The 25,999-nt window shown below is 44.3% G+C and carries 29 protein-coding genes, 1 tRNA gene and 1 pseudogene; 17 read left to right on the top strand and 14 right to left on the bottom strand.

The features are described from left to right. The first annotated feature begins 7 nt into the window (after nucleotides 1-7). From F7B60_02625 to F7B60_02585, 9 genes are all read left to right on the top strand, one after another. Nucleotides 8-196, top strand: a complete 189-nt coding sequence (locus F7B60_02625; protein ID MCE4614411.1) for a hypothetical protein — start codon at nucleotides 8-10, stop codon at nucleotides 194-196. Nucleotides 197-225: 29 nt separating this feature from the next. Next, nucleotides 226-420: an antitoxin family protein gene (locus F7B60_02620; GenBank protein ID MCE4614410.1), complete on the top strand. Its 195-nt coding sequence runs from the start codon at nucleotides 226-228 to the stop codon at nucleotides 418-420. Nucleotides 421-425: 5 nt separating this feature from the next. Next, complete coding sequence (locus tag F7B60_02615; protein MCE4614409.1) at nucleotides 426-866, top strand: PIN domain-containing protein; 441 nt, start codon at nucleotides 426-428, stop codon at nucleotides 864-866. Nucleotides 867-986: 120 nt separating this feature from the next. Next, nucleotides 987-1,175, top strand: coding sequence for an antitoxin family protein (locus F7B60_02610; GenBank protein ID MCE4614408.1), 189 nt, complete (start codon nucleotides 987-989; stop codon nucleotides 1,173-1,175). Nucleotides 1,176-1,180: 5 nt separating this feature from the next. Next, nucleotides 1,181-1,600, top strand: coding sequence for a PIN domain-containing protein (locus F7B60_02605; GenBank protein ID MCE4614407.1), 420 nt, complete (start codon nucleotides 1,181-1,183; stop codon nucleotides 1,598-1,600). A gap of 314 nt (nucleotides 1,601-1,914) precedes the next feature. Continuing rightward, a complete protein-coding gene (locus tag F7B60_02600) occupies nucleotides 1,915-2,109 on the top strand; it encodes an antitoxin family protein (GenBank protein MCE4614406.1) in 195 nt (64 codons plus the stop codon). A gap of 8 nt (nucleotides 2,110-2,117) precedes the next feature. Next, nucleotides 2,118-2,582 (top strand): type II toxin-antitoxin system VapC family toxin, encoded by a 465-nt coding sequence (locus F7B60_02595; protein ID MCE4614405.1) that lies wholly within the window; start codon nucleotides 2,118-2,120, stop codon nucleotides 2,580-2,582. Between the two features lie 276 nt (nucleotides 2,583-2,858). Continuing rightward, nucleotides 2,859-3,059, top strand: a complete 201-nt coding sequence (locus F7B60_02590) for an antitoxin family protein (protein ID MCE4614404.1) — start codon at nucleotides 2,859-2,861, stop codon at nucleotides 3,057-3,059. Beyond that, the gene (locus tag F7B60_02585) at nucleotides 3,056-3,508 is read left to right on the top strand and encodes a PIN domain-containing protein (protein ID MCE4614403.1); all 453 of its coding nucleotides are present in this window, start codon (nucleotides 3,056-3,058) and stop codon (nucleotides 3,506-3,508) included. Before F7B60_02590 ends, F7B60_02585 begins: the two co-directional genes overlap by 4 nt. A gap of 123 nt (nucleotides 3,509-3,631) precedes the next feature. On the opposite strand, the gene F7B60_02580 is transcribed toward F7B60_02585, so the two are convergent. Together F7B60_02580 and F7B60_02575 are read right to left on the bottom strand one after the other, a co-directional pair. Beyond that, nucleotides 3,632-3,709: transfer RNA gene (locus F7B60_02580), tRNA-Arg, on the bottom strand. Continuing rightward, entirely contained in the window at nucleotides 3,700-5,103 is a 1,404-nt protein-coding gene (locus F7B60_02575; GenBank protein ID MCE4614402.1) for an MATE family efflux transporter, read from the bottom strand. Before F7B60_02575 ends, F7B60_02580 begins: the two co-directional genes overlap by 10 nt. A 124-nt stretch (nucleotides 5,104-5,227) precedes the next feature. On the opposite strand from F7B60_02575, the gene F7B60_02570 reads away from it, so the two are divergent. Then, nucleotides 5,228-6,673, top strand: a complete 1,446-nt coding sequence (locus tag F7B60_02570) for a UbiD family decarboxylase (GenBank protein MCE4614401.1) — start codon at nucleotides 5,228-5,230, stop codon at nucleotides 6,671-6,673. A gap of 10 nt (nucleotides 6,674-6,683) precedes the next feature. After that, entirely contained in the window at nucleotides 6,684-7,586 is a 903-nt protein-coding gene (gene ubiA / locus F7B60_02565; protein MCE4614400.1) for a putative 4-hydroxybenzoate polyprenyltransferase, read from the top strand. A 312-nt stretch (nucleotides 7,587-7,898) separates the two neighbouring features. On the opposite strand, the gene F7B60_02560 is transcribed toward ubiA, so the two are convergent. The 4 genes from F7B60_02560 to F7B60_02545 all read right to left on the bottom strand — a co-directional run bounded on the left by F7B60_02560 (nucleotide 7,899) and on the right by F7B60_02545 (nucleotide 10,998). Further along, a complete protein-coding gene (locus tag F7B60_02560; GenBank protein ID MCE4614399.1) occupies nucleotides 7,899-8,147 on the bottom strand; it encodes a hypothetical protein in 249 nt (82 codons plus the stop codon). A 394-nt stretch (nucleotides 8,148-8,541) separates the two neighbouring features. After that, complete coding sequence (locus F7B60_02555; GenBank protein MCE4614398.1) at nucleotides 8,542-9,237, bottom strand: ATP-binding cassette domain-containing protein; 696 nt, start codon at nucleotides 9,235-9,237, stop codon at nucleotides 8,542-8,544. Beyond that, a complete protein-coding gene (locus F7B60_02550) occupies nucleotides 9,234-9,986 on the bottom strand; it encodes an ABC transporter permease subunit (GenBank protein MCE4614397.1) in 753 nt (250 codons plus the stop codon). The genes F7B60_02555 and F7B60_02550 overlap by 4 nt, the downstream gene beginning before the upstream one ends. A 13-nt stretch (nucleotides 9,987-9,999) precedes the next feature. Then, entirely contained in the window at nucleotides 10,000-10,998 is a 999-nt protein-coding gene (locus F7B60_02545) for an ABC transporter substrate-binding protein (GenBank protein MCE4614396.1), read from the bottom strand. 531 nt (nucleotides 10,999-11,529) lie between these two features. Between F7B60_02545 and F7B60_02540 the strand changes: the two are divergent. Next, a pseudogene (locus F7B60_02540) lies at nucleotides 11,530-12,304 on the top strand (nucleotidyltransferase family protein). A 177-nt stretch (nucleotides 12,305-12,481) separates the two neighbouring features. Here the strand turns inward: F7B60_02540 and F7B60_02535 are convergent. The 5 genes from F7B60_02535 to F7B60_02515 all read right to left on the bottom strand — a co-directional run bounded on the left by F7B60_02535 (nucleotide 12,482) and on the right by F7B60_02515 (nucleotide 17,879). Beyond that, nucleotides 12,482-13,660 carry a lactate utilization protein gene (locus F7B60_02535; protein ID MCE4614395.1) on the bottom strand — a complete coding sequence of 393 codons (1,179 nt, stop codon included), beginning with the start codon at nucleotides 13,658-13,660 and terminating at the stop codon, nucleotides 12,482-12,484. A 39-nt stretch (nucleotides 13,661-13,699) separates the two neighbouring features. Next, nucleotides 13,700-14,680, bottom strand: a complete 981-nt coding sequence (locus F7B60_02530) for a (Fe-S)-binding protein (GenBank protein ID MCE4614394.1) — start codon at nucleotides 14,678-14,680, stop codon at nucleotides 13,700-13,702. A gap of 11 nt (nucleotides 14,681-14,691) precedes the next feature. Next, on the bottom strand, nucleotides 14,692-15,021 hold the full coding sequence (locus F7B60_02525; GenBank protein MCE4614393.1) for a (Fe-S)-binding protein: 330 nt from the start codon (nucleotides 15,019-15,021) through the stop codon (nucleotides 14,692-14,694). Between the two features lie 20 nt (nucleotides 15,022-15,041). After that, on the bottom strand, nucleotides 15,042-16,466 hold the full coding sequence (locus F7B60_02520) for an FAD-binding protein (GenBank protein ID MCE4614392.1): 1,425 nt from the start codon (nucleotides 16,464-16,466) through the stop codon (nucleotides 15,042-15,044). A gap of 72 nt (nucleotides 16,467-16,538) precedes the next feature. Continuing rightward, complete coding sequence (locus F7B60_02515) at nucleotides 16,539-17,879, bottom strand: glycerate kinase (protein MCE4614391.1); 1,341 nt, start codon at nucleotides 17,877-17,879, stop codon at nucleotides 16,539-16,541. Between the two features lie 83 nt (nucleotides 17,880-17,962). On the opposite strand from F7B60_02515, the gene F7B60_02510 reads away from it, so the two are divergent. The 3 genes from F7B60_02510 to F7B60_02500 all read left to right on the top strand — a co-directional run bounded on the left by F7B60_02510 (nucleotide 17,963) and on the right by F7B60_02500 (nucleotide 20,322). Next, entirely contained in the window at nucleotides 17,963-18,184 is a 222-nt protein-coding gene (locus F7B60_02510) for a hypothetical protein (GenBank protein ID MCE4614390.1), read from the top strand. A 106-nt stretch (nucleotides 18,185-18,290) separates the two neighbouring features. Continuing rightward, nucleotides 18,291-18,623: a transcriptional regulator gene (locus F7B60_02505; GenBank protein MCE4614389.1), complete on the top strand. Its 333-nt coding sequence runs from the start codon at nucleotides 18,291-18,293 to the stop codon at nucleotides 18,621-18,623. Between the two features lie 10 nt (nucleotides 18,624-18,633). After that, nucleotides 18,634-20,322, top strand: coding sequence for an ABC-ATPase domain-containing protein (locus F7B60_02500; protein ID MCE4614388.1), 1,689 nt, complete (start codon nucleotides 18,634-18,636; stop codon nucleotides 20,320-20,322). Here F7B60_02500 and F7B60_02495 read toward each other — a convergent pair. Genes F7B60_02495 through F7B60_02485 form a run of 3 tightly spaced genes read right to left on the bottom strand, consistent with a single transcriptional unit; the run spans nucleotide 20,317 to nucleotide 23,473 of the window. Next, complete coding sequence (locus F7B60_02495; GenBank protein ID MCE4614387.1) at nucleotides 20,317-21,486, bottom strand: class I SAM-dependent rRNA methyltransferase; 1,170 nt, start codon at nucleotides 21,484-21,486, stop codon at nucleotides 20,317-20,319. The genes F7B60_02500 and F7B60_02495 overlap by 6 nt on opposite strands. 3 nt (nucleotides 21,487-21,489) lie before the next feature. Further along, on the bottom strand, nucleotides 21,490-22,959 hold the full coding sequence (locus F7B60_02490; GenBank protein ID MCE4614386.1) for an HD domain-containing protein: 1,470 nt from the start codon (nucleotides 22,957-22,959) through the stop codon (nucleotides 21,490-21,492). Between the two features lie 52 nt (nucleotides 22,960-23,011). Continuing rightward, nucleotides 23,012-23,473 (bottom strand): hypothetical protein, encoded by a 462-nt coding sequence (locus F7B60_02485; protein MCE4614385.1) that lies wholly within the window; start codon nucleotides 23,471-23,473, stop codon nucleotides 23,012-23,014. 94 nt (nucleotides 23,474-23,567) lie between these two features. Here F7B60_02485 and F7B60_02480 point away from each other — a divergent pair, with 94 nt between their 5' ends. Together F7B60_02480 and F7B60_02475 are read left to right on the top strand one after the other, a co-directional pair. Then, nucleotides 23,568-24,512: a TIGR00341 family protein gene (locus tag F7B60_02480; protein MCE4614384.1), complete on the top strand. Its 945-nt coding sequence runs from the start codon at nucleotides 23,568-23,570 to the stop codon at nucleotides 24,510-24,512. 526 nt (nucleotides 24,513-25,038) lie between these two features. Beyond that, nucleotides 25,039-25,986: an SDR family NAD(P)-dependent oxidoreductase gene (locus F7B60_02475; GenBank protein ID MCE4614383.1), complete on the top strand. Its 948-nt coding sequence runs from the start codon at nucleotides 25,039-25,041 to the stop codon at nucleotides 25,984-25,986. Nucleotides 25,987-25,999: the final 13 nt, after the last annotated feature.

The following is a 25,999-nucleotide window of genomic DNA, read 5'->3' as shown; positions in this document are numbered from 1 at the left end:
TGTTTGGGTGGCGGTCCCGCAGGGATCAGAGAGCCCCGGGACACTAGGCTCCGAATGGCTGAGGCTTATAAACAATATTTCCAGCGAAACCATTAATTGGAAACACTCTTCAACGATGAATATCGCCAAGAATATCAGCACAGATAATCTGGGAACACCTAGACCAGTAAAAGCATATTGGATTGAGTATATATAAAACAAGGTGAGGTGCTTAGGTTGTCTAGAATGATTAAGGCGAAATATGAGAAAGGGATACTAAGGCTCTTAGAACCTGTTCAACTTAGGGAGGGTGAAGAGGTTCTAGTTAAGATAGAAAGACTTGAAGATAGGAAGAGAATCGTTGAAAAGTTCTATGGAAAACGGGGTTCGGCACCGAAGAAGCTTCTTGATGAGTTTATGCTGGAGGCCGAGGCTCAGTGATACTTGTGGACACGAATGCCCTCGTATACTATCTTCACCGGGTCGAGCCTTATGCCTCTAAGACAAAAAAGATATTAGTAGAGAAGGAGGACCTAGCAATAACCCTCAGAATAGTTGACGAGGCTATCTTCACCTTCATAAGGCTAGATGCACTGAGAAAGCTAGAAATTAAGAGGCTAGATCAGTTGCGGGACTATATAAGAAAACATGGCATTGAAAGATTCGCTGACGCTATAAATGATGTCGAAGAACTAATAGAAGGACTGGGAATACTTGTCCTAGAGGATAAGGGAAATCTTAAAGAACTCCTGGAAACCATGAAAAACTACAACCTTCTCCCCGGAGACGCTTTGATAGCAATAACCGCCAGGCTATACGACATTGACACAATTCTAACCTTTGACCAGGACTTCAAGCGAGTGCCCTGGCTAGAGGTAATCCCTTAAGCGCTACTATTATCTGCTGTGATTATCAGCCATGGAAATCCGTAATGATAGCCTGGAAACATAATAAAGAAAAGGCTAGTTGCTCTTGGAGACTATAGTATTCTTGAGTGGTGTTTGGGTTTGTCTAAAGTCATAAGAGTTAAGTATGAGAATGGTTCATTAAAGCCGCTAGAACCGCTTGAACTGAAGGAAGGAGAGGAAATCAGAATCCTGTTACTTCCAGAAAAGTTCCCAGAGCTGGTGGAAAAGGTAAGTGTGGAAGCCAATGATGATGCGGATAAGGCGTTGAGGGAGGCCCGTGAGCGTTAGAAGAGGTGGTATTAGATTCTAGCGTTATCGTTAAATCTGTCATAAGACCGGTCCATTGGCTACCTGGTGAAGTTTATAAGAGGGAATTGGAAACACACCGGAAAGCTAAGGTCTTGATAAAAACGCTAGAATCTCACCAAACTATTGTGCTAATACCGTTCCCAGTACTAGTGAAGGTTGTGGCAGTAATTTCAAGGCTTGCAAACTGGGAACTAGCAGAAAAGGTGGTAGAATCACTTAGAACTACTGAGAATTACACTATCGTCGGAGAAGAGGAATACCGAGACACTGCACTACAAGTAGCACTAGAAACAGGCTGCTCAGGATTCGACGCATACATAATAGCCCTAGCCCAAGACAGAAAAAACACTCCTCATAACAGACGATGGGCCAATGACCAAGCATGCAGAAACACTAGGAATTAACGTAATCCTTCTACGCAGCATAACCCTAGAAAACCCCTCTAAAGACTCGGGTAGGCTATTCCAAACTAAACAAGGAACCATACATAACATATTAAAACCGGTTAGGTGGTAGGCCCGCCGGGATTCTAACCCGGGACCCCCAGCTCCAAAGGCCGAGGACATATAAAGAATGTTTCCAGCAGAAACCATTAACTGGAAGCATAGTGCAAAGATGATTATCTGCTAAGGATATCTATTTTGATAGTCTGGAAACACTTAGATTAGTAAAGGTATATTGGATTGAAGTGTTATAATAATCTTGGGTGTCTAGGGAATTGTCCAAGGTAATCAGGGTTAGATACGAGAAGGGAGTGTTTAGGCCTATTGATTATGTCGAGTTTAGGGAGGGGGAGGAGTTAGAGGTAATGATTATTCGAAGGAGTTTTAGAGGGTTCCAGAAGGAAAGTGGTAGATATCTGTTCAAGGTTGACCGTGACGTGGTTAAAGAGTTTGTGATGGAAAGGAGGTAGTTATTGGATTGAAATCCATCCACGCTGTCGTGGTGGATACTAGTGTCTTTGCTGACTATTACTTCCTCTACCCGGAGAATCCAGGGAGACATGAAAGAGCAAGGGCTGTTCTCGACAAACTGTCCAACCTAGGCTTACCGGTTCATGAACCTTTCTTGTTTGAAGTAGAACTTCGAGCTGTACTTGTGAGAAGGATTAATCCTAAGGAAGTTCTAGAGATATTAGACATAGTGCTCGGACACGTCAATGTAATGGATGAAGAACTCATTCATGACAAGGCATCAGAAATAGCCCTGCTTACCGGTTGTAGAGCAGTTGACGCATACTACATAGCGGCAACCAAGCATGTAGACGCCGCCCTCGTCACTAGCGATAGAACCATGAAAGAAAACGCCTTAAAATCTGATGTTGAGGCCTACTACTTATTAAACGATGAAGATTATAAGACCTTCATGAACGAATTAATATCATAATCAATATTCGTTATAAAATAAAATAATCATCTCAATCATTACAGCGCCAACGTTTTAGGAAGTTTGTAGCGGGCCCGCCGGGATTCTAACCCGGGACCCCCAGCTCCAAAGGCCCAAGACTTATCAAAAACGTTTCCAGAAGTAACCCAAGAATGGAAACACTCTTCGCAAACGGTTATCCCCTTAGGAATATCATTGCTGATAATATGGAAACATCCAGCCTCACAGGAAAGGCTAATTGCCTCGACGCCCAAAACATATACTTGGGGCTAGGAAGTGTCCAACATTATACGAGTTAGATATGAAAAAGGCGTGTTGAAACCTTTGGAGCCGGTTGAGCTCCAGGAGGGAGAGGAGCTAGTAGTCTTCATACGCAAGCACAGAGTTAGTGAAATACTCGACAAATATGTTGGATTATTTGGCAAAGCCGCTGTAGAGGAGCTTAAGAAGTATGAGGAGGAGGCCCAAGCACAGTGAACCAAGTCTTTATCGACACCAATATATTCTACAACATACTGTTCGAGACAAGCCTTACCAGCAAAGCCCGGAAGCTGTTAGAAGAATATGAAGAGAACAAATTCCATACAAGTCTAACCGTAGTGAACGAACTACTCTATATATCTGCAAGAAAGTACTATCAAACCCTTAGAGAACTAAGGGGGCCATACAGCCTAAGGAAACTAATAACAACCAAAGGATATCCCAAGCTCATAGTCAATGGTATAAGGGAATTGCTGGAAGACCTTGAAGTCAAAGTACTAGTAGAGGACGTAGAATACCAAGGCATGATAGAAGCCGCCAGCCAACTAAAACTTCTGCCAAGCGACACAATCATAGCCTTAACATGTAAGTACAATAATATAGACACTATCATAACCTTCGATGAAGATTTTAAGAGAGTTCCTTGGCTAAAGGTAGTCTCTTAAGCCTCCAAGACAATCAGCCGGGGTTATCAAGCATTAAATAAAGACGAACTTAGTTATTGTTCTGACCTGGAAGCCAGAGCTTTATCCTGAAAGAGGGAAAAGTTTATATATGGGATACTTAAGTGGCGGGCCCGCCGGGATTTGAACCCGGGACCCCCGGCTCCGAAGGCCGGTGCCCTATCCTGGCTAGGCTACGGGCCCATTTTACTTGTTTTGTCTTGTGGTGTTTTTATTATTGGTTTGAGCCATCTTCTACTGAGTATCCATGCTAGTGCTATGATCCCTGTTATCGCGTTTGAGGCTGACATTCCTGTCCATAGTCCTATGTCTTTCATTCCTAGAGGGTATGCTAGAAGGTATGATGCTGGTACTCTTATCAGCCATAGCCTTATTGTGCCGAGTATGCTTATTCCTAGTGTGTGTCCTGATGCGCGGGCTATTCCTCCTGCTATCATTAGTATGTCGAATCCTAGTACGCTTGGCCCGAATATTAGGAGCATGTTGTGGCTTGCTCTTGCTACTTGCGGGTCGCTTGTGAATACTTCTATGAATAAGTCTTTTCCTATTAGGAGTGCCCCTATGTAGATTGAGACTAGTAGTGTCATTATTCCTAGGCCGGTTAGGGCTGCCCGACGGGCTCTTTCGAGGAGGTTTGCTCCTAGTGTTTGGGCTATTACTATGCTTGTGCTCCGTATTAGTGGGAATACTATTACGTGGTCTAGGCTTAGTACTACCTGGCCTATACTGTACGCGGCTAGGATGGGGGTTCCTAGTCCTCCTACTATTCCCATCATTACTAGGAATCCTAGTGTTGTTAGTAGTCGTTGTGCTGTGGGGGGTAGTGATACTTTCATTATGAGGTTTAGGTGGTACTTATCGGCTACTAGATCCCGGGGAGTTATTTTGTAGCCATGTCGGCCTGTCGCTAGGCTATATATAGAGTAGATGCCTGATAGCATTGCTGATAACACTGTGGCGAGTGCTGCTCCAAACACTCCCATCCTGAGTGTGAAGATCATTATTGGGTCCAGGACGAAGTTTAGGAGGGTTGATACTACACTTATCTTCATCGGGGTTTTAGTGTCTCCAGCTGCTCCAAGGGCGAAGTTGAATGTTAGGAAGAGGTAGTTGAAGACTACACCGACTAGTGTTACCGCTATGTACATATTTGCTAGCTTGCTTACGTCTGAAGGTATGTGGGCGAGGTCAAGATAGTATCCTCTTAGCAGGTAGAATATTACTGTGCCCGGTATCCCTATTAGCATGAGTAGGCCTAGGACGTAGCCTACTACTTTCGAGGCTTTACGGTAGTCTCCTGCACCTATGTATTGGCCGGTTAGGGCTGAGATGCTGCTTGCGAGGCCGAATCCTATGCTCATGAGTATTCCACGGTAGGGCCAGGATGCTGTGGGTGTGCCTAGGGCTGCGCTTCCTAGCCTGGAGAGCCAGAATGTGTCTATTATGCTGTAGAGGCTTTGGAGGCTTCCTGAAACGAAGAGTGGTATGCTCAGGGCTATGATGAGGCGTCCAAGCTGTGGGGATTCCAGTATTTCCCTGCGTTGTTTCTCTAGGTTGCTGGCTCTCTCCTGGTCCACTACTCGTTCATCCCACCAGGGTATAATTGAAAGCCAGTATTGGTTTATTAGTATTATAGATATAAACAAATGATAATAATCCGGCTTACAGATACTGTTAGCCACTTGGATTGGTGGTAGAGTATTGGCGTTCAACGATCTACGGGAGTATCTTGAATACCTCGAGGAGAAAGGCCGGTTATTGAGAGTTAAGAACGAGCTAAGCCCTGTTCTAGAGATACCCGAGTTGTTGAGGCAGATTATGCTCAGGAATGGGCCAGCTCTACTTTTCGAGGAGGTTAAAGGGCATCCTGGTTGGAGGGTTGCAGGAAACCTTTTCGGGTCTCTGGATAGAGTGAAAATGGCACTTCAAACAGATAGATTAGAGGATATTGGGTGGAGACTAGTGGGCGATGCTTGGAGACGAGTGCCTTATTCTCTGGGCGAGAGATTAGGGGTATTGAAAGGTGTGTTTGATGCTTCCAAGTTTTTACCTAAGAAAACCAGTCATGCTAGGTTTGATGAGAACGTTGTTGAGGGAGAAAAGGTAGATCTATATAAATTACCAGCATTTAAGACTTGGCCTTTAGATGGGGGGAGATACCTCACGTTTGCACAGACCGTTACCGTTGACCCTAATACTGGTAGTACTGGTATAGGTGTTTACAGGCTTATGGTTAAGTCTCAGAACGAGGTCATCATGCACTGGCAACTTCATAAAAGGGGGAGGATGAACTATCTTGAAACTAAAAATGATATGCCTGTAGCAGTTGTTATAGGATCGACTCCGGCTTTTATGCTCACCGGAGTGGCGCCTGTTCCCTACCCTATTGACAAATACTTGTTCGCGGGATTAATGGCTGGTAAGGGTATATCATTATATGATCTTCCTAGTGGAATACCTGTTCCCTCCGGGAGCGAGGTTGTTTTAGAGGGTTATATAGAGCAGGGTAAAGAGAGTTGTGAGGGGCCGTTTGGGGATCACTGGGGGTACTATGATAAGCCTATTCGCAAGTTCCCAGTTATGCTTGTTGAAAGGATATGGTTTAGAAATAACCCGGTTTTTGTTGGGACTATAGTTGGCAGGCCACTGTTGGAGGATGCTTGGATCGGTAAGGGTGTAGAAAGAGTGTTCCTCCCTATATTGAAGACTCTTCTACCTGAGATAGTCGAGGTGAACTTCCCACTCCACGGGGTTTTCCAGGGACTAGTGATCGTTTCTATAAGGAAGAGATATCCAGGTCACGCTAAGAAGGTTATGAACGCGTTCTGGGGGTTAGGTCAGACGAGTCTAACGAAGATAATAGTTATAGTGGACCATGACGTTGACCCGCATGATATTAACCAGGTTATCTGGGCTATCTCAAGCAACGTTAATCCTCAGAGGGATGTAATTATACAACCCTATACTCATACGGATCAGCTGGATCCATCGACGCCCACACCTGGATATGGTAGTAAGCTGGGGATAGATGCTACCAGGAAGATGCCAGAGGAGAATGATGGGACAGAGTGGCCTCTAGAGGTAAGGCAGGATCCTAGTGTGGAGGCAGCTATGAGGCAGTTGGCTGACAAGTTACTAGGGGGGTGAGGGCTCATCTTTGAACGGCTGGGATCCTGGGAGAGTTAAGCAACCTTCCCGGCTACATTTAATGATGCGGTTGATCAGAATAGAGCATACCTTGTTCAGCCTTCCTTTCGCTTATCTTGGCGCGGTTTTATCATGTCCTAGTAAGCTAGACATATGGAATACTCTATTGATAGGGCTAGCTGTCCTAGGGCTTAGGACAGCCTCAATGGCATATAACAATATCGCAGACTTGGATATTGATAAGGAGAATCCTAGAACTAGTAGTAGGCCTCTAGTATCAGGCATAATGAAGCTAGGAGATGCATGGTTCTTGGTTGTCCTAGGATCCATAGTTTACTTCGCCTCTGCAATACTGTTGAATGAGACCGCGTTTATGCTGAGCCCTATACTTTGGATACTAGCCGTAACTTACCCCCATCATAAACGGTATAGCCCGCTTGCTCACTATCATCTGGGCTTGGTCCTAGGGTTTGTTGTATTCGGAGGAGCAGTAGCAGTATGCCCAGAGTCTAATCCGCCTCTGATATGGACACTACAACGTGTGCCTTGGACGTATTTAATAGCAGTTACATTGTGGGTGGCTGGATTCGATATACCATACAGTATTCAGGATGCAGGTTTCGATAGGAGCCATGGACTTCACAGTATCCCGGCTTGGCTGGGTAAAAATATGTCTCTATGGATTAGCCGTTTAACACATTTATCTGCAACGATACTGTTTTTGATCGCGATTCCAGAGTACCATTTGGGGATTATAGGTATAATAGGCACGATCGCATCTGCGGTAATAATCTATTCTCAACACTATATTATATATAGGCATAACGGGGAAATGACTCCTGTTGCTTTCAATCTGAATTTATTGCTTGGGTTAATATTGACTATTGCAGTAATATTAGACGTTTTATTATAATGTATATACAAGTCGAGGTCGACTCTGCTGGTTCTTGTTATTGCCTCGTTACTGATAGGTATCGGCATCTGCGAGGTGGAGGGTTAAGCGAGAGATCCCCCTTAAAGATAATCGAATCTGTGATAGCATCTGGCTGTTGATTATGGTATAATGGCTAGGTATCTGCTATCTACATGTAACCCGTATAACATTTCCTCATAAGGGATGGAAGCGTGAAGTCATATGTATCTCAAAAATGCAGTAGAGTACTTTGAGGCGAGGAAGAAATTATTCTTTTCCTGTTTTGCGGGGTATTGTTCGCTGTAAATAATGCTATGCTGGAAGAAGTGTACCTACGATTATCAATCCCAGTGCTATTGTTGCCATGAATATTATGAACTGACCAGGGCTCATGTCCCCTACTCTCTTAACGAACCTCACAAGGCCTATTGCTAGCGCCCCCACTAGGATTGCCGCAAGTATACCAAATCCTGTTAGAACCATATAGTACCCAACGCCGTGTGTGTTAAACCCTATTCCACCTAGAGTTTGAACCGCGGCTTGTAGTGTCATAAGACTCACAGTAACCACCTCTCAACAACAACCTTTATACCGGATTAATGAAATCCCTTATACCCCGGTAATACCAAAGTAATACCTACTGGAACATCTAATGCAGGTGAAACTATAGTTTAAGCTGACAAGCATATTCTTCAGGTGGCTGTTACATAATTCTATGAGAGATATGGGTAATACCGAATCCTTTGAGGGATGTAGGGTATCTGTGATTTTCTTGGTACATTTTTTGTTCTAATTAATCTGTTTCATAGTATGTTCGGAGGATTAGTTGAGCACGAATGTATTGATCTCATTGTCTAAAAATCATATTAATTCTCTTGCTGGGTATACGTTATAGATTAGGGCTATGATGCACCCCGGACACTGATTGGTGGTGATGCACGAGCGAACTGAGCCCCTATATCCGCTTGCTATAGATTTGGGTCTCATTTACTAGTAGTGATATTCTTTCCCCTCTATCGAGACCACTTATTCTTACTTCGCTGACAATTCTTCCAGGAGGACCATTCATCATTAACACTCTATCGGCTATTGTAGCTAGCTCCCATAACTGGTGTGATACTATAATGAGGGTCTTACCCTTACCTTTCAATTCGACCAGCACATCACCTAGATTCTGCACTGTTGAAACATCTAATCCAGCATAGGGCTCGTCTAGAAGTAGGATATCAGAGTCTAATACCAGGGCACGGGCTATAGCTGTCTTCCTCCTTGTCCCCCCGCTGGCCTCTTTTGGGTATTTGTTTAGGTGGTCGTATAGATCGAGGAGATCTGCTACATTTCTTATTTTCTTCCTTATCACGTCTCCAGGTATATGTTTGAATTGCAGGCCTATAGCTATGTTATCGTAGAGTGTTTTCCATGGTAGAAGCAAGTCATCCTGAGGTACAAGTCCTACTTTCCCTTCAATCACCACTGCCCCGCGTGTAGGTTTCTCTATACCTGCTAGGACTCGAAGAAGAGTTGTTTTCCCAATACCATTAGGCCCTACTATGCCTAGGATTTCTCCTTTAACGGCTGTAAGGCTTATATCTTCGAGGATGCGTTTGCCATTGACATTCTTGTATAACTGATTGACTATGACCCTAGTCATGGTAGCCACCTCTTACTCCAGTCCTCTAATGGCTCTAAGACTAGTTTATCTAACAGGATCATCAGGACTACTAGGAATAGAGCCCAAGCCATCATTCCCTTGTAGTTGTATAAATCGAAGTAGTAGGTTAGCTTATAGCCTATTCCGCCACTCGACCCGAATGCTTCTGCTACCACGCTTATCCTAAGTGAGGCCCCTAGTGCTGCTCTACTACCTGCTATAGTATAGGGAACGCTCGCAGGTATGTAGACGTGTTTGAACAACTGGATCTTGGATGCTCCTAGAAGTTCTGAGAGGTCTATTATTTTACTATCAACAGTCTTTATCCCACTGATTAGGTTTGAGAGAAGTATTGGGTAGGCTACTCCCGTAGTGACTAGCATGGGAGGGAGCGGGCTTTTGAAACCGAATAATACTAGGAATACCAGTATCCATATCAGGGCACTTATGCTTTGAACATATACGTTGAGAGATTCGACTAGGCCTTCTAATATACCATGTATTTTAGAGGCTAGAACAGTTATTACAGCCAGGAATAAGGCTATTGAGAATCCTGCGAGAGAGTTTCGTAGTGTGATTAAAGTATTGTAGATTATGCTGGCTAAGGTCTCACTATTATACATCCATGTAATAGTTTCTACAGGGCTTGGGAGGAGATCTCCTGTTGCTAAACTAAGTAATTTCCAAGCCAGAATGATTAAAATTAGATTAGTGATGTATGAGGAAAGGGTTCTCATGTTACTATTCAATTCTCGCACCAGTTCACTTCCAGCCTTGCATGTATACGAATCTCCCATAGTCTATGTCAGATGTTTCAATGTAACCACCGTTAACAGCTAGGTTTAACACTTGCTTAATGCTATCCAGTAATGGAGTTGTAACCCTTTCTTCAGTGCATATTTGCGTTCTATTATAAAGGATGTTTAGAACCCTGCTATCTAACCCATAGATTCTCTCTAAACTGGAAATGGTGGCATTCCTATTATTGACCCATAATAATGCAGCCGCCTCCCTAGCCTCTAGAAGCTCCTCCACCTGGTCAGGGTGATTCTTAACCCAGTCTCCTCTAGCGACCCACACAACCATAACAGGCTTATCATTATAGCCTAGTTTGCTCCATAGATCCATATATGACGCTAGAACCCTGAATTTACCAGTCGCTAGTGCTTGAGAAACTATAGGCTCCCATACAACAGCAGCGTCAGCATCACCTTTCATTACTGCATCGAGTGTTTGGGCGGGTGGTGTGTTGACAACATTTATTCCACCACCTGTTTGACCCGGATTCAGGACTGTAATGTTGTATATTGCTTTCATATATGATTTGAACATAGCAAATGTTCCACTAGCGATGGGAGAGGCAATCGTTCTGCCTTTGAGGTTTGTTGGATCCTTAAACGTAGAATTCACCGGTACTAGGATTGCTTGGTTCTGGTACATGTCAACTGCAATAACAGTTATATTCTTCCCCGTCTCGAATAATTTCGCTGCCACATCCACTGGTAGAATAGCTACTTGAGCATCACCTTTAAGCAAGGCTGTTGCAACGTCGGGAGCTAGCTGTATACGCATTACCTTTACATTTATTCCACTTGGCTTAACGGTGCCTGACTGAATGAGGTCTAGTGTGGATATTCCGAATTGTATTGTAGCTACTGTAACAGTAGGGTTTTGCTTATTTACCCCTCCTAGAGAGGTGTATGCAATTCCTCCCAGCAATACAACTAGTATTATGACTAGGATAACTATCCCACGATTCATTTATACCACCTTTAGAGGTAATTACCTCTTTTAATTGTACCATATATTCAGGTTTAATAGTATTAGAGGCATATAAAAACCCTATCACACCGAAGTTCACAGGAACAGATGAACTAAGCCCCATGCATTAAGAAAAGAAAAACAGGAACACGCGCCCCGTTGCATATGCACTGCTTCAAGTAATTATATCAGACAATGGTATTTCAACAGGACACACCTCATTACACCTCCTACAGTTTAAGCATAACACCGCCAAACCAGAAGCCACCTCCTCACTCAGAGTTATTGCCGTTAACCGGTAATACTGAAGTAATACCTACTAGAACACCTTTTCTATCAGCTACAGATTAGCCTACATAAAGAGGCGATGGGAACCAATTGCTTTTATTTCAGGAACCAGTAGCAATCGCAATGTTAACTTATTCATAGGTAAATCTATATCTTCTGTTTAAAATAACAAAACGTATATATTTGTTGATCATACAATAAATATGAATACAATTAAAAGATGTTTTACTTAGACGATGATTATTGGATAATGTTACAGCAGCAATCCTAGCATGTGGAGAGAGGAAGCGGTTCAAGCCTTTTACCGATATAGTTTCAAAACCTATGATACCTGTTGGTGGCGAGGAGAAGCCTATTGTAGAGTATATTTTAAGCTGGCTGAGGAGGCATAATATAAGGAAGGCTGTACTCCTCGTAGGATACAAGTGGAGGCAAATATACAACTATTTCAGAGATGGAAAATGGCTGGGAATGAATGTTAAATACAGTGTAGATAGTGACGAGTACAGGAATACTGGAGGATCTCTTGCTAAAGCTGTATTGACTGGTGTAATAACAGACCCAACTATTGTTGTCTGGTATGGTGATATACTAGCCACTGTGAACGTGACGGATCTATTAAGATATCATAGAGAGAAGAATGCTGATATGACAGTAGTCTTAGCTGGCAGGTAATGTTCCTGTAGGTGTAGCTGAAACAGATGAAGACGGTAACATCATTAGTTTAACTGAGAAACCATGGCTTTCCTTGAAGGTGACTATTGGAATAGTTGTAATTGAAAGAAACCTCGTGGTAGAAGCCTATAGTGATGGGCTTGGAACAAACTTCGATATCATGGGGGACCTTGTCCCCTGGTCTATAAGTAATGCGAGGAAAGTCAAGGGCTATATTTACTCGGGGTCATGGTATGATGTCGGTAGTTTGGAAAGGTTCGTAAAGCTAAACCACAATGATATTAGTGATTTCCTACAGGTGGAGAGGCACCTGGATTCCAGTAGGGATATAGTGCATAGGTAGTAGCAATAGGTGCAATTTATCTTCTATAAACTCTAACAATCGTTACAAACGGGGATGATTGGGGTTAAAAGCTCTGATTTACAGATGACTGAGCCCAGAGGTCTGACCCAACCTTCAAATAATACACTTTAACCCTGGGATCCAGAGTTAACATTGCTACTACTAGCAATACTAAGCTTACTTTATCCTTTTAGAATAATCGACTTTGAGCTTACTAATTATATCAGACAATGGTATTTCAACAGGACACACCTCATTACACCTCCTACAGTTTAAGCATAACACCGCCAAACCAGAAGCCACCTCCTCACTCAGAGTTATTGCTGTCCAGTTTATTCCCATGGGTCCACCGTATGCTGGCCCTCCCCATAAGTTTGCAGTATGCCTCCATACCGGGCATTCGTATTGGCATCTTCCGCATCTGATACATCTGAGTTGTTCTTTTAGGAACGGGTGTTCTGCAGCTTTCTTCCTTCCATTATCTATGAGTACTACGTGGAGTTCCAGTGGGCCGTGAGCTCCGTATACCCTTGTGTGTTCTATGTCCGCCGTGCTGCTTGGGCCTGCTATTATGTTGAGATATGTAGGAGGGTATAGGCCCGCATAGGCTGCTTGTACGAGAACTGTTTTGAACGCGTCTAGTGCTGTTGGGAGAATTTTCTCTATTCCAGCTACCACAATATGCTTCTCAGGCAGCCCTGTTACTAGCTTTATGTTTCCCTCATTTTCTACTAGGAATATTGCTCCAGTATCAGCTGCTATTGCATTGGCTCCACTTATTCCTACATTTGCTTTAGTAAATTTTTCCCTGAGGAATCTTCGGACGAATCGAACCATTTTCTCAGGGGGATCGCTTTCAGAGAGCTCTGCTCCTAGTTTTTCTCTGAGTAGTATTGCTACCCGTTCCCTTGTCAAATGTATTGCGGGTGCTGTGGTATGCATGGGTTTCCCATGCTCCAATTGGACTAGTAGTTGGCCTAGATCAGTCTCCCATACCTCGTTCCCGTTCTCCTCTAAATACCCTCGCAACCCTATTTCCTCAGCTACCATGCTTTTTGAGAGGACTATTGTTTTACTTGAACCGACCATGCCTAGTATGTATTCCTTGGCCTCTTCCGGTGTCTTTGCTAAGTATGGTTTTGCCTGTACTGCTTTTAGGCTTTCAACTGCTTGTTCTATGTAGTAATCCAGGTTTGCAATTACTCTTTCTTTGGCCTTCTTTACCTCCTTAGCCATCTCTACTATGTGGGGGTTGGATGAGAGTATTTTTGGGACATTCACTTCTGCACTATGTGCCGCTCTGCTTACCCCTTCTTGGAAGGAACGGTTATCCAGTGCCTTCCTTATGTCTTCCATCACTTTCTCAAGCACTTTGTCTGCGTTTGTTATACCTGGTCACCTCTCCCGTTCACCGGGGAGTGCACCGCTTAGGTAGATGGCTATGTCCTTAATAGTCGAGTCATTAGGGGTGGATCTGGATAGGTTTGCATAGCATATAGGGCACAGCGTAACTATTCTAGGAGATTTCTCTAGTAGTTCTTTTACCCTGGTTTCACTTATTTTCAATGCTAGCCTTGGGCTTAGGGATTCTATCGGTCCCCCGCAACAGTAGGTCATTTTACGTGTTCTCCTCGGTTCCAATACCTTATAGCCTGCTGCTTCCAAGAGTGCCCGTGGAGGATCCAGTATTTCCAGGAATCTTGCATAGTAACATGGGTCGTGTATGACTACTTCTCCCTTCTCGCCCTGTTTGAATGTTAGTTCTCCTTCCAAGGTTTTATCGTGGAGTAGTTGAAGGTAGTTCACTACCTCGAGGTTGTAGTTGTCTATGTATTCTGGGTACAGTTTTGTTAGGGCGTATGTAGTGTGAGGGTCTACTGTAATTACTTTAGAAGCATTATGTTCTTTTAGTTTGCTGTAGACTTTACCCGCGTGTATAGCGAAGTCTTGTTCTAGCCCCATGTCGTGTAGGAGTATCCCACTGTACATATCGTCCTCGTAGAGGTATCCATAGTTTACTCCAGCAGAGTCTAGTAGAGCAGCTATTCCTCTTAGTATGGAGTTGCTGTACTCCACGTCTTTTTTCCGGGGTTTTGCTATTTTGGATAGATCTATTAGTTTTGAGAATGCTTTCGCGAACCTAAGTGCTAGTGCCCCTGTTTTCCTCTCGGTCAGGCTTTCTAGCTGGTTCACTAGGCTATTTATTTGAGGGATAAGTTGGTAGAGTCCTCCAGTGTAGAGTATATACTCGCCTTTTCTAGGAGGCTTAACGTCTAGTGCCCATCTGTAGAGAGCGTCTCTCGGGGCTGGGAGGGGTAGATTCGTTCTACGCGTGTTCTCTGATATGAATGAGATTATCTCCTTTGTAGAGGACAAACCTTATACACCTACCTTGACTTTATAACTATCATACCTAGATCCGATTCTATTCTACCGGATAGTACGAGGCTCCTCATTTTCTTAACGAGACCTGCCACGCTTATCCGGGTGGGGCATTTTATTGTGCAGGCCCCGCATGTTAGGCAGGAGAATATACTGGAGAGAGCTTCTCCACTAGCTTTCCCCGTGGAGGCTATCTCCCTAGCGAGGTAGACTCTTCCACGGGGACCGTATCCCCTGTGTGGGCCGAAGGGGAGTGTTGGACATACCGCCTCGCAGAAGCCGCAGTATAGGCATTTCCCCGTCTCTTCTAGGATATTATTCAATTCTTCAGTCAAACCGTTTTCCCTCTCCATATTCAGATAACTTTCCCAGGGTTGAGAATGTTTTTAGGGTCAAACGCCTGTTTTATCTTCTTCATAACACCGATCATCATAGCTGCTCCGTGAGCCTCTAACTCCATCTCTAATCCTTTCTTCTTCATCAATCCAATACCATGCTCGGAGCTAACAGTTCCTCCTAAGCTTATCGCTATTCTCATTAGACCATAAAACCATTCCTCAACCTTACTAGCCATATCAGGGTTTCCAGGGTTGAACCCCACAGCGGGATGGAGGTTACCGTCACTTATATGTCCTCCCATGAATGTAGGGAGCCCGTATTTCTCTTCCAACCTAGCTATCTCCCCGACAGCCTCCACTAGCTTGGAGGGCGGCACTGCTATGTCTTCAATATAAATCATAGGATTCTCTATTCCAAGCATCTTCCTTGATAGATAGTTTTGGGCAGGGAATAGTGAACGTCGCAGATCGAAGAGGCCATTCCCCTCGGCTTCCTCCATAGTCTTAGCTGTGTAGATTTCTGTTGCACCATTGCTTCTAAGGAGATTCACCAGCCACTTGAGGAACCTATCAATGGCTTCCTTATTTACATCTATGCTTACCAGAAGCATTGCCCCGTTTCCCTTTACATTGGTCTCCGCTAGCTCTATAGCTGCTTGTGTAGTCCTTTCATCTAGGAACTCCATGATATACGGTTGAACCCCGCTGCTCTTCAAGTCTACAGCGGTCTGAGATAATTGTTCAAGGTTTGGGAAGAAAGCCAGCGCGGTTACAACATTCTCGGGGAGAGGTGTTATTTTCAGTACCGCCTTCGTGACTATCGCGAGGGTCCCCTCGCTGCCTATTATAAGCCTTGTTATATCGTATCCTTGCCTACACTTTAGTGTCCGACACCCGATCCACATATTAGAGCCCTTTTCGTCTGGTACAACTATTTGAAGCCCCAGAACCCAGTCTTTCATCGTCCCATACTTGGCTCCCCTCATGCCTCCCGCTCCACTATTGACTGCTCCTCCAACTGTAGCTACAGAAGAGCTCGCGGGGTCGACTGGGAACATGTAACCATATCCTGCCAGGTGGTCGTTTAGCTCGTCTATCTTCACGCCCGGCTCTGTTATAGTATAGCTGTCCTCTATGCTGGTCTCGACGATACCTTTCATCCTCTCCAAGCTGAGGACTATGCCGCCGTTAAGAGGGACAGCGGATCCTGCTAGGCTTGTCGTTGAGCCTTGCGGGTAGATCTTCAAGTTATGCTTATAAGCGTAAGAGACCAGCCTTGAGGTGTCGTCAACCGTCTCAGGGAATACTACAGCTAGAGGTAGTTCCCTCGCAGTGTAGCCGCTCGGCTCCCTTGAGTATAGTTTAATTATTGAAGGGTCAACTATAACCTTCTCTTTCCCTATTGCACCAATGAGTCCTTTGGCTAGTTTGTCCCTATTCAAGACCAGGTCACTTCCCTACATGAATCAGATTAGGCAGAGTAGTTCTTATCAATTACCCATTTACTCTAGTAATCAGCGTATTATCGCTACAAGGAAATCATTAACATTTGTGCCTGTATAGCCTGTCTCTATTGTCCTATTTAATCGTTTGAAGAAAGTGTAGCTATCATTCTCTAATAGATAACTTTTTGGATCAAGGTTCCTTGATAATGCTTCCCTATAGAGTGCAGAATCTATGTATGCTCCTCCCGCCGGGCTAGTACCGTCTATTCCATCACTCCCCATACAGGCTATTGTAAAACCTATATCCTGTTGGCTGAGTTCCAACAGTATTGAAAGACATAGCTCCTGGTTCCTGCCACCTACTCCTCTTCCTCTGACGGTGACTGTGGTCTCTCCACCCGCCAAAAGCACAACTGGAGGCTTTGCAGGCATATTCTCATAGGAAATACTCTCGATTATGCCGGCTATGAGTTTACCTACTTCCCTAGCCTCGCCTCTCATTCTAGAGGTGAGAACAATAGTCTTCCATCCCTCCACCTTAGCGGTTTCACCCATTGCTTTGAGTGAAATGCTGTTGCTAGCTATGATAACATTCTTAACCTTAGAGAGTAGAGGATCCCCTTTCTTCACCGTCTCTTGAACCAGGCCCTTGACTCCATTCTCTATATGTGATCTGACTCCTTCAGGTACCTTTTCCCATAAACCGTACTTCACTAGGACATTAAACGCATTCTGAAATGTTGTTTTGTCAGGTGCAGTTGGACCAGACGCTATAGAGTCTAGCCTATCTCCTACTACGTCGCTTATTATTAGTGATATTATTTTCGACGGGTTTATGTATCTGAGGAGCTGGCCTCCCTTTACTTTGGATAAGTGTTTTCTCACAGCATTTAGCTCCACTATATCTGCTCCGCTCTTCATCAGCATCCCAGCAGTCTGTGAGATATCCTTTAAGGAGACATTGCCTGCGGGAACCTCAAATAATGCAGAGCCCCCACCGGATATGAGGAGGATTAGCAGGGAATCCTCTGGGAGGCTGGTTAGATAGTCTAGTAGTCTAAGGCTCGATGATAGTGTTAAGCCGTTGGGGAGAGGGTGCTCTCCCTCCAATATTTTTATACAGCCTATAGGATTTGCCGGCGATCCCTTTGGAACTATTATTAAGCCATCCTCTATTAAGCCGCCTATTGCACTGTATACTCCTTCAGCCATCCTTCTAGATGCCTTACCAAATCCTGCAACGTAAATCTCCCTATATCCACAGTACTTTTTCCCTTTCACTTTTATGCAATTCCCCTCAACAGACAGTGTTTCCATTACTCTTTCCCTAGGATCCGCCGCTGCTAACCCGGAGTTGAGTATTTTCCTTAGTATCAAAGTCATATGCTCGTTAAGCTTGTAGAATGACAATTCCCGTACCCCAATTAATGGTTAATTATGTCGGAGAAAAATTTATTGAAACAGGCTAAACTATATCCAAGAGGGATGATGTAGTGTTCACGCTTACAACGATTGCTTTACTGGGCTTTATCCTAGGATTGCTTTACGGCATGTTTAGGAAGGATAGTATCGTTGAAGGAGTTATCTACGGTTTCATATTAGCAATCATCCTGCCACTGCTCCTATTTATAATCCCTCTCCTGGTCATACTGGTGTTCGTCGGCATACTCTTCATCGTATTACTAGCTCTCATTAGGGGGTTTGCATTGATATAAGAGGTTATTTCAAAGCAACATAACGTTTTTAATTAATCTTTATACTACCAAACTAGAAAATAGACTTAAACTAAGGAATAAAACGTTAATTCGGAGGTTTTACACGTTGAATAAGGATCAAGGAATTGGTTGGAGCATAGCCGTTGTCTCCATTATAGTCATTATTCTATACACTTACGGAGTATTCGCCACGACATATGGTATCATACTACTTAAACTCACAGGCTTCGTAGCGGTGGCAGCAGTCTTCGGTATCCTAGCATGGATAGGCTATACGTTAGCCACAACCCCGCCGCCCAAGCCTATAGAGGAGATCGAGCAGGAGCTTGAGGAAGAGCTTAAGAAACTTGAAGGTGAAATGAAGGAAGAGGGGAAAGAAGGAGAGTCCAAGGAGGAACCGGGGGAGCCTGAGAAAAGGGGGAGTAACCCCCTTCAATGAGGTATAGTTTTTGCCTAGAACAATATCCCCCACCGAATTGGATAGAGTACTCAGAAAACTTGATGGTAGAGGCTATGGGTCCTATAAAGATCTATACGATGTAACCGTTTCATCAAAGGAATACACGCTTAAACTAACATCTATACAAGGAGACACGCACGCCCCGCCGTCTATCCTCGAAGCTAAGCTACCAATAGAAACACATAAACTGGAGGACCTAGATATAGAGAGCACCTTAGTATATAAGCCATTATCTGATTATGCCAGCAGACTCCTACATAGGATTACGGGGAAATACTCGGAGCGATGCGGTAATGGGAACAGTTGCCTGATAAGCGTGCCTAAGCCTTCGCCTAGAATGTTGTACAGGAGTACTGTAGTCTTCGATAAGGCTAATATGGTTCTTAGACTATGGGTAGGTTTACCGTCTATAGGTAGGAGAGTTAACGGTAGAATGGCTAGGCGGGTACTTTTAGAGAGGGTCCCGAGAGTAATTAGGGGTTTAGTTGAAATGCTCGGGCAACGGGATCCTTTGAAGAATCACATACACTATTATATCCTCCAAACGGAAGTGAGGAGGTGGCTAGTAGAGAACGGCTATTCGTTCATAATAGGTAATGGATCTATTCTCCCACGGGAAGCCGGCTTCAGCCAGAAACCACTAGAGGATGCTATTCCATTTCAGTCACCTCCCGAGCTTGAAAGGGAAATCTGCGTTGAGCATGGCTGTATCCGAGGCATGTTGGTTGAGGATGGAGTAACCCTTTTGACTGGAGGGGCTTACCATGGGAAAACAACTCTACTACAAGCCATCCTTGAAGGAATCTACAATCATATACCTGGCGATGGAAGAGAGCATGTTATATCGAGGCCTGATACCTTCCTTGTCCAATCAGAGGACGGCCGCATAATCACCTGCACAGACATAAGCCTATTCTTCAACACCCTACCCGACGGCAGGGACACTGTATGCTTCAATACGATAGACGCCAGTGGGTCAACGAGTATGGCTGCAGCTATTAGTGAGAGCTTGGAATTAGGTGTGAGGCACATATTGTTTGACGAGGATACCAGTGCGACCAACCTATTATATAAGGATAATATAATGATGAAGCTTATGCCGGAGGATCCCATAAAACCGCTGAACCTGACGGTGAGAAAGTTATATGAGCATCATAACGTCTCATTTACAGCTATAACAACAGCCTCTAGTTCCTTCCTACCACAAGCCACACACTTAATAAAAATGGTCAAATACGATCCCCAGGTAATAACCAAGCCCATTACTCCCGAACATATAGGGCGAGAAGAGGATTCCTCGTGTGATCATATAGGCCTGCCTAAGACAAGGGTTTTCCTAGGAGTTAAGAGTGTAAGGAAGATTAAGAGCATGAAAAAGAAGATCCTCATAGACTATGAGAGAACCGGTCTACTAGAGTTCCCCGTCGATAAGAATCCTAGAATAGTGGAAGACGGGCAGGTAAAGTTCATCGCCCGTTCAATCCGTTTGATATTGAAGACAGGTTTGAATAAGTCCTTCCATGACATAGCACTCTGGGTGGACTCCGCTCTAGAATCAGGGGGCTTCCGTTTCTACGTCAAACCTGTACCACCGGACCTTGTCGAGACTAGCGGCCTAGATGTAATATGGGTCTTGGATAGGGTCTATAATCTTAAGGTAAGGCATGAGGGTTTATGATAGGTGGATAAATGCGCCTTTGAGGTATTCTAGATAGCTGGCAGTATTCACCATGTGATCCCTATCTGCCTTTCTAACGGATCCTATCATCCTCGCATTCAGTTTTGATGCTAGTTTCATTATTAGCTGGACGAACATTTCCTGTGTGAGGAAGTAACTACAGCTTGAGAGAAATATTATTCCATCCTTACCAGTACGCTCTAGACCATACTTATAGATTTCTCTGTACGCCTTCACTCCTTTCTCTATAGAAGTTTTACTATTCTCCTGTATGAATGCTGGCGGATCTATTGACACTAGGTCATAACCGCCTTTTACCTTGTTTATTACGTGCCATACAGATGACTCGATGATCTCGTACTTCGAGAAACCGTTTAACTCAAGGTTCCTCTTAAGAATCTTTACAGCACTAGGGTCTTCCTCGATAAATACAAGCTTGGAGGCTCCATTAAGAGCTGCATGTAACCCGAAGCCTCCTGTGTAGGCGAAAACGTCTAGTACACTGTCTTCCTTACCAGCGTAAGATCCGAATTCCCTCCTGTTAGCCCTCTGGTCTAGGAAGAACCCGGTCTTCTGCCCCTCTTCTACGTCAACTATGAAGCGTACACCGTACTCTTCTATGACCGTCTCTCTCTTACCTCCAAGCAGCCATCTTCTCCTAGGTTTTAACCCTATGTCACGCCTGCTCCTCTGCACACTTTTCTCGAATACGCTGTTGACGCCTACTTCACGCGTAAGCCATGCAGCTATCATCCGCAGGTACCGGTCAAACCCTAAGCTACTAGACTGGATAACAGCTACATCATTATACACATCTATTATCAGCCCTGACATCAGGTCTCCATCACTATTAATCAACCTGAAACCTGTTCTAGGATCGCCTAGTCCTACCTTATTTCTCAACCTGAAAGCTGTCTCCAAATTTGATTCTATGGCTTCGATGGGATCATTTGAACTGCATGAACCATAATATAGTATTCTAGCTCCTACATGGCCTGCTCCATCCCATAAACCACATGCTTTTACACCATTACTTGTCTCTAGCTCGACTAGTGAGCCTGACCGGATGTTTTCCTTCCGCTTTATCCACTTCTCATAGACTACAGTAGAGCCCTTCTCTATCTCCCTGGCTCCAATGCCTGTTACCATGTACTTTATTGTCAAAGCTTACATTGTCACCCTTTCATGCCCTTCTAATCCTTCTTTCATTGATAAAGCCATCAGGTCACTAATCTTATACGCCTCATCCAACTCTCTCATCACATCCTCAGAGGCGGTGTAGATAATCTCTCTAACCCTATCCTTGCCTAGTGTAGCATAAACGTCTCTTCTTACATATACTCTGATGTGGAGTGTGGGGATCACTCCCAGTATACCTGTCAATCTCTCAGGGCTTATCTTCTCGACGCTGATACCGGTATCCCGCTTGTATGCGAAGAGGAAGTCTCCATGGCCGTTTGGCTCCTCTACCGTGGAGGGTATCGGCCTTATTTCAGCTGCTTCAACCCAGAACTCCTCTATCCTATCTGAACTCGACTTTATCTTATCGGCAATAATGTCTGATACATGGCTTACTATATTATCTAGTATATGCTGTGGTACTGCTTTGATCAACGGTATGCGGAGAGGGGTATATTCAAGCTTCCAAGGACTATACCTCCTCTTCAAGTATCCAGCACTAGGGCACAAGGCTTCATCAAGGTGAATTATCTTATAGTAGACAACATCGTCCCATAGCCTTGAATACATTGACGGATCCTTATTCAAAAGCCTCTCAACAGCCTCTACTAATCCTAGATCCAACGCGTATTTCCCGAGAACCTTCTTGAGAAGCCTGTCATAAGCCCTGTTCGAGTGGTGGAGGTAGACATATTCGAACATAGAGACCTTGGCCTGCAAAAGACCTCGTAGGGCTCCATCCGCCTTCCTGTCGAGCGCTATTCTATATGAGCCATTGTCAAGTTTAACTGGGTTGCTTGACTCCATCAGCCTTGAGGCGTCTATAAACCCATACTCTACTGTGCCCGTATAATACGAGTCTCTTACTAGGAAATCAAGTAGATCAGACGGGTAGTAGAAGTCTTTGACAGCATACCGTATGAGCTTTAGAATATTGTTTCCTTCCCTATCGTTTAATACGGATGAAACTATCTCCTCGGAACCTTCTAGGGATGTACCATAGAACTGTTTACGCAGCTCATCCTTGATGAACCAGTCATATATTACTCTACCTAATGCCTCGTGGTTCAAGGCGTCCTTCTTATTCCTGTAATGCTTAGTCAATACTGACTCGTCGAAAGCATGGCTGAAGGGGCCGTGGCCTATGTCATGGACTAATCCTAGGATCCTAGCTGACTCTATTAGGGAATCCCTGCTGAACCCGTCCATATCGTCGTCATCCAGTCTGGATAGGAGTGTATCAACAAACCTGCATGCGAGATGCATAACACCGATGCTGTGGCTGAACCTGGAGTGTGTTGCCCCAGGGTATACTAGGTATGTCAGCTGTAGCTGTCTTATATGGCGGAGCCTCTGGACTAACTCGTGATCTATAAGCGGTTTCTCCAGTTTCTTATCGAAAAGTATGTAACCATGAATAGGATCCCTGATATATCCCCTGGAAATGATTCTATGCACTATTTACTGCACCGAAATGTTTTAGGGGGAATTGGAGGCTAAAACGCTTAACTCAATACTCTAGCTCCTTCCTCCACAGAGGAAGAACCATGGACGCCCCAGCCTGACGGGCTAAACCGGCTACCAATCCAATAGACCTACTCATAAGGATCTTCTCCTTAACAGGGATCAGCTGGCTTACCAAGTCCTTCTTAGCTATAGTTCGGACGATGATTTTGACGTTAGTCCTCGGCCCAACACCGTCGACGACAAACTCAACCCTATACCTTATATGATCAGTGTCAACTTTGAATAGAGCCCTGTCAACCCATGGTTTAATCTGTATAACACCCTCATCAGATACCCCCATAGGCCCGATGCGATGGCGTAGCTTTACAATTACAATGTTATCCATACGCTCAACTTCCTCTAACCCGGGGAGGAGAGCTGCTGCACTAACGGGGTCCATAGATGATATGAATTTCTCCTGATCCATATCGGGTGTAAGCACAGTCTGCTCGAGAATCTCTACCATATCAACCACCATACATGTTAACTATGATTAAATTCAGTGAATAGACAGTTAAATAAACAACCCTCCTAACCAAACGATTAATGGGGCTATTCATTTGTGGAGAGTAACAATACACTATCGGAGAGAAGAAGAGGATAAGATCAAGAGGCTCCTCAAAGAGAAGCAATATAACATAACCTATGGAGATGGAACAGTAATAGCGTATGTACCGGAAGGAGAGGTAGAAGACTTTCTAACCCAAGTAGAGAACACGCTCGACATGAGGTACAAGGAAAACATAGTCACGGCGGACAAACCGAAAATAATCCTAGGAGGACCTGTAAAGAGAACAATGAATATGAAACCATCAACCATGGAAACCCCTGTGGACGAGCTGATAATGAAAGCAAGGCAACTAAGCAGAATAGACCCCGGGAAAACACTACTCGCCGCACTCGCCTCAATGATAACGCTAATAGGATTATGGCTAGACAGTCCAGCCATAGTAATAGGGGCAATGCTCCTAAGCCCTCTCCTCGGCCCGCTATACTCTCTCTCACTAAACCTAGCCTTCGGAAAGCCTAGGGATACATGGAAAAGCCTATTGAACATAATTATTCTAACAGGAGCAGCCTACCTTACAATCCTAGCAATATCCCTAGCAATAAAACAGCAGGGAATAACTATCCCGGCAAGCAATGAGATAATCTCGCGCACCATTCTAACTCCACTATACGCTGTACTCTCAATACTCCTAGGCTACGCAGCCATACTATCTACAAGGAAGGAAGTAACAGAGGCAATAGCGGGAATAGCCATAGCAGCAGCGCTCCTACCACCCCTAACGGTATCAGCACTACTCCTACCAGTAAACATCCATGGAAGCATGAACGCACTAAACATAACCATACAAAACATAACCGGGATAACAGCAGGCTCCCTAATAGCGATAATAACCCTCAACATAAAACCAAGACGAACCCCCTACATAAACACCTATACGATAACGTTAGCACTCGTAACAGCAGCAATAATACTCTACACACTAATAACACAATAACAAGAAATTACTATACAACTTCTAACCAAGGAACACGGCCAAAATCCTCGTATAGCGAAGCAATAACATCAATTTTCCTGTATTTTTCCAACATTGCCCTTATGGCTGGATCCAGCTAGTCTTCCTTTTCTTTGAGTTCCTTGTAGGCGAGTTCTCCCTTGGCGTAGAGGTCGTTGTACATCTTCCCGAGGAGCCTTTCAGCGAGGAGCCTGTTCTTCTCCTAGGGCAACAGGTCCTTGGTTGCAGGTTCTTAGGCTATTTGTCTTCGTATCTTCTTCTTTCTCCGGAGGATGAGTTCGTTTATGACATCTATGACGATCGGGGTTTCCATTTTTATCCCTCAACACGAGGTTGAGATCCTATATTTGATCCCCGCTTGTTTTCAGGGTTGTTCTTTTTTTGTCATTGTATATCATATAATCTTGTCTCCAGAAGCTAGGGTATGTTTTATTAGTATGTTCTTTTTTGGGAGATGAATTCTTTATTTTTCTGCTATACAATCTGTTTGGTTTGGAGGATTGCTGGCTTGGATGTAATAGTTACTGGTGGAGCTGGATTTATCGGCAGTCATACCGTTGATCTGTTATTATCGGAGGGGTATGATGTTATTGTTGTAGATGACTTCTACTCCGGTAGCCTCGATAATCTGCCTAGGAGTGATGGGAGGCTGCGTGTGTTAAGGGTTGATGTGAGTGATTGGAGTGTTTTGAGAGGGGAGATTTCGAGGGCAGTTTCTAGCGGCGGTGTTGTTGGGATTGTTCATCTTGCTGCATTGATTAATATTGTTGAGGTGATGAGTAACCCGCAACGTGCTTTGGACGTGAATGTGAAGGGTACTGTTAATGTGTTGGAGTTGGCTAGGTTGCTTGATGCGGATAGGGTTGTGTTTGCTTCCAGTACTGCTGTTCACGGTGAACCCTTATATCTCCCGGTGGATGAGGATCATCCTTTGAACCCGGCTAACCTTTACGGTGAAACCAAGGTTTTCAGCGAGAGACTCCTTGACAGGTACCGTGATGACTATGGGTTGAAGACTATTGCGTTAAGATACTTCAACGTTTACGGCCCTAGGATGAGACCCGGCCCTTATGCTGGTGTGGTATTAGCATTTATTGAAGCCCTTCTCAAAGATAGGAGACCCATTATTTATGGATCAGGTTTTCAGACTAGGGATTTCGTTTATGTAAAGGATGTAGCTGAGGCGAATCTATTAGCGTTGAAAACTTGTTATACTGGTGTGTTGGAGATAGGGTCTGGCGTTGAGACTAGTATAAAGGATTTGTATTATATGATATGCGGTGTAATTGGAAGTTGCCTTGAACCTGAGTTTAAGCCTCCTAGGCCTGGTGATGTGCAGAGGAGTAGAGCAGATATAGAGTTGGCTTGGAAATCTATTCATTGGAAGCCGGAGACTGGCCTGCTGGATGGCCTCCGGGATACTGTTTCGTTTTATAGAAGCCGTTTTAGCCCTTAGGGTGCATAAATTA

The organism is Candidatus Tiamatella incendiivivens, assembly GCA_015522635.1.
In the GTDB taxonomy this organism is placed as follows: Archaea; Thermoproteota; Thermoprotei_A; order Sulfolobales; family Acidilobaceae; genus Tiamatella; species Tiamatella incendiivivens.
This window is presented reverse-complemented; position numbering and strand designations above follow the sequence as displayed.

Coding starts and splice junctions, on each gene's coding strand:
- F7B60_02620 (MCE4614410.1), top strand. CDS start 226: ATGATTAAGGCGAAATATGAGAAAGGGATACTAAGGCTCTTAGAACCT.
- F7B60_02555 (MCE4614398.1), bottom strand. CDS start 9,237: ATGACTAGGGTCATAGTCAATCAGTTATACAAGAATGTCAATGGCAAA.
- F7B60_02545 (MCE4614396.1), bottom strand. CDS start 10,998: ATGAATCGTGGGATAGTTATCCTAGTCATAATACTAGTTGTATTGCTG.
- F7B60_02535 (MCE4614395.1), bottom strand. CDS start 13,660: ATGGAAGACATAAGGAAGGCACTGGATAACCGTTCCTTCCAAGAAGGG.
- F7B60_02485 (MCE4614385.1), bottom strand. CDS start 23,473: ATGGTAGAGATTCTCGAGCAGACTGTGCTTACACCCGATATGGATCAG.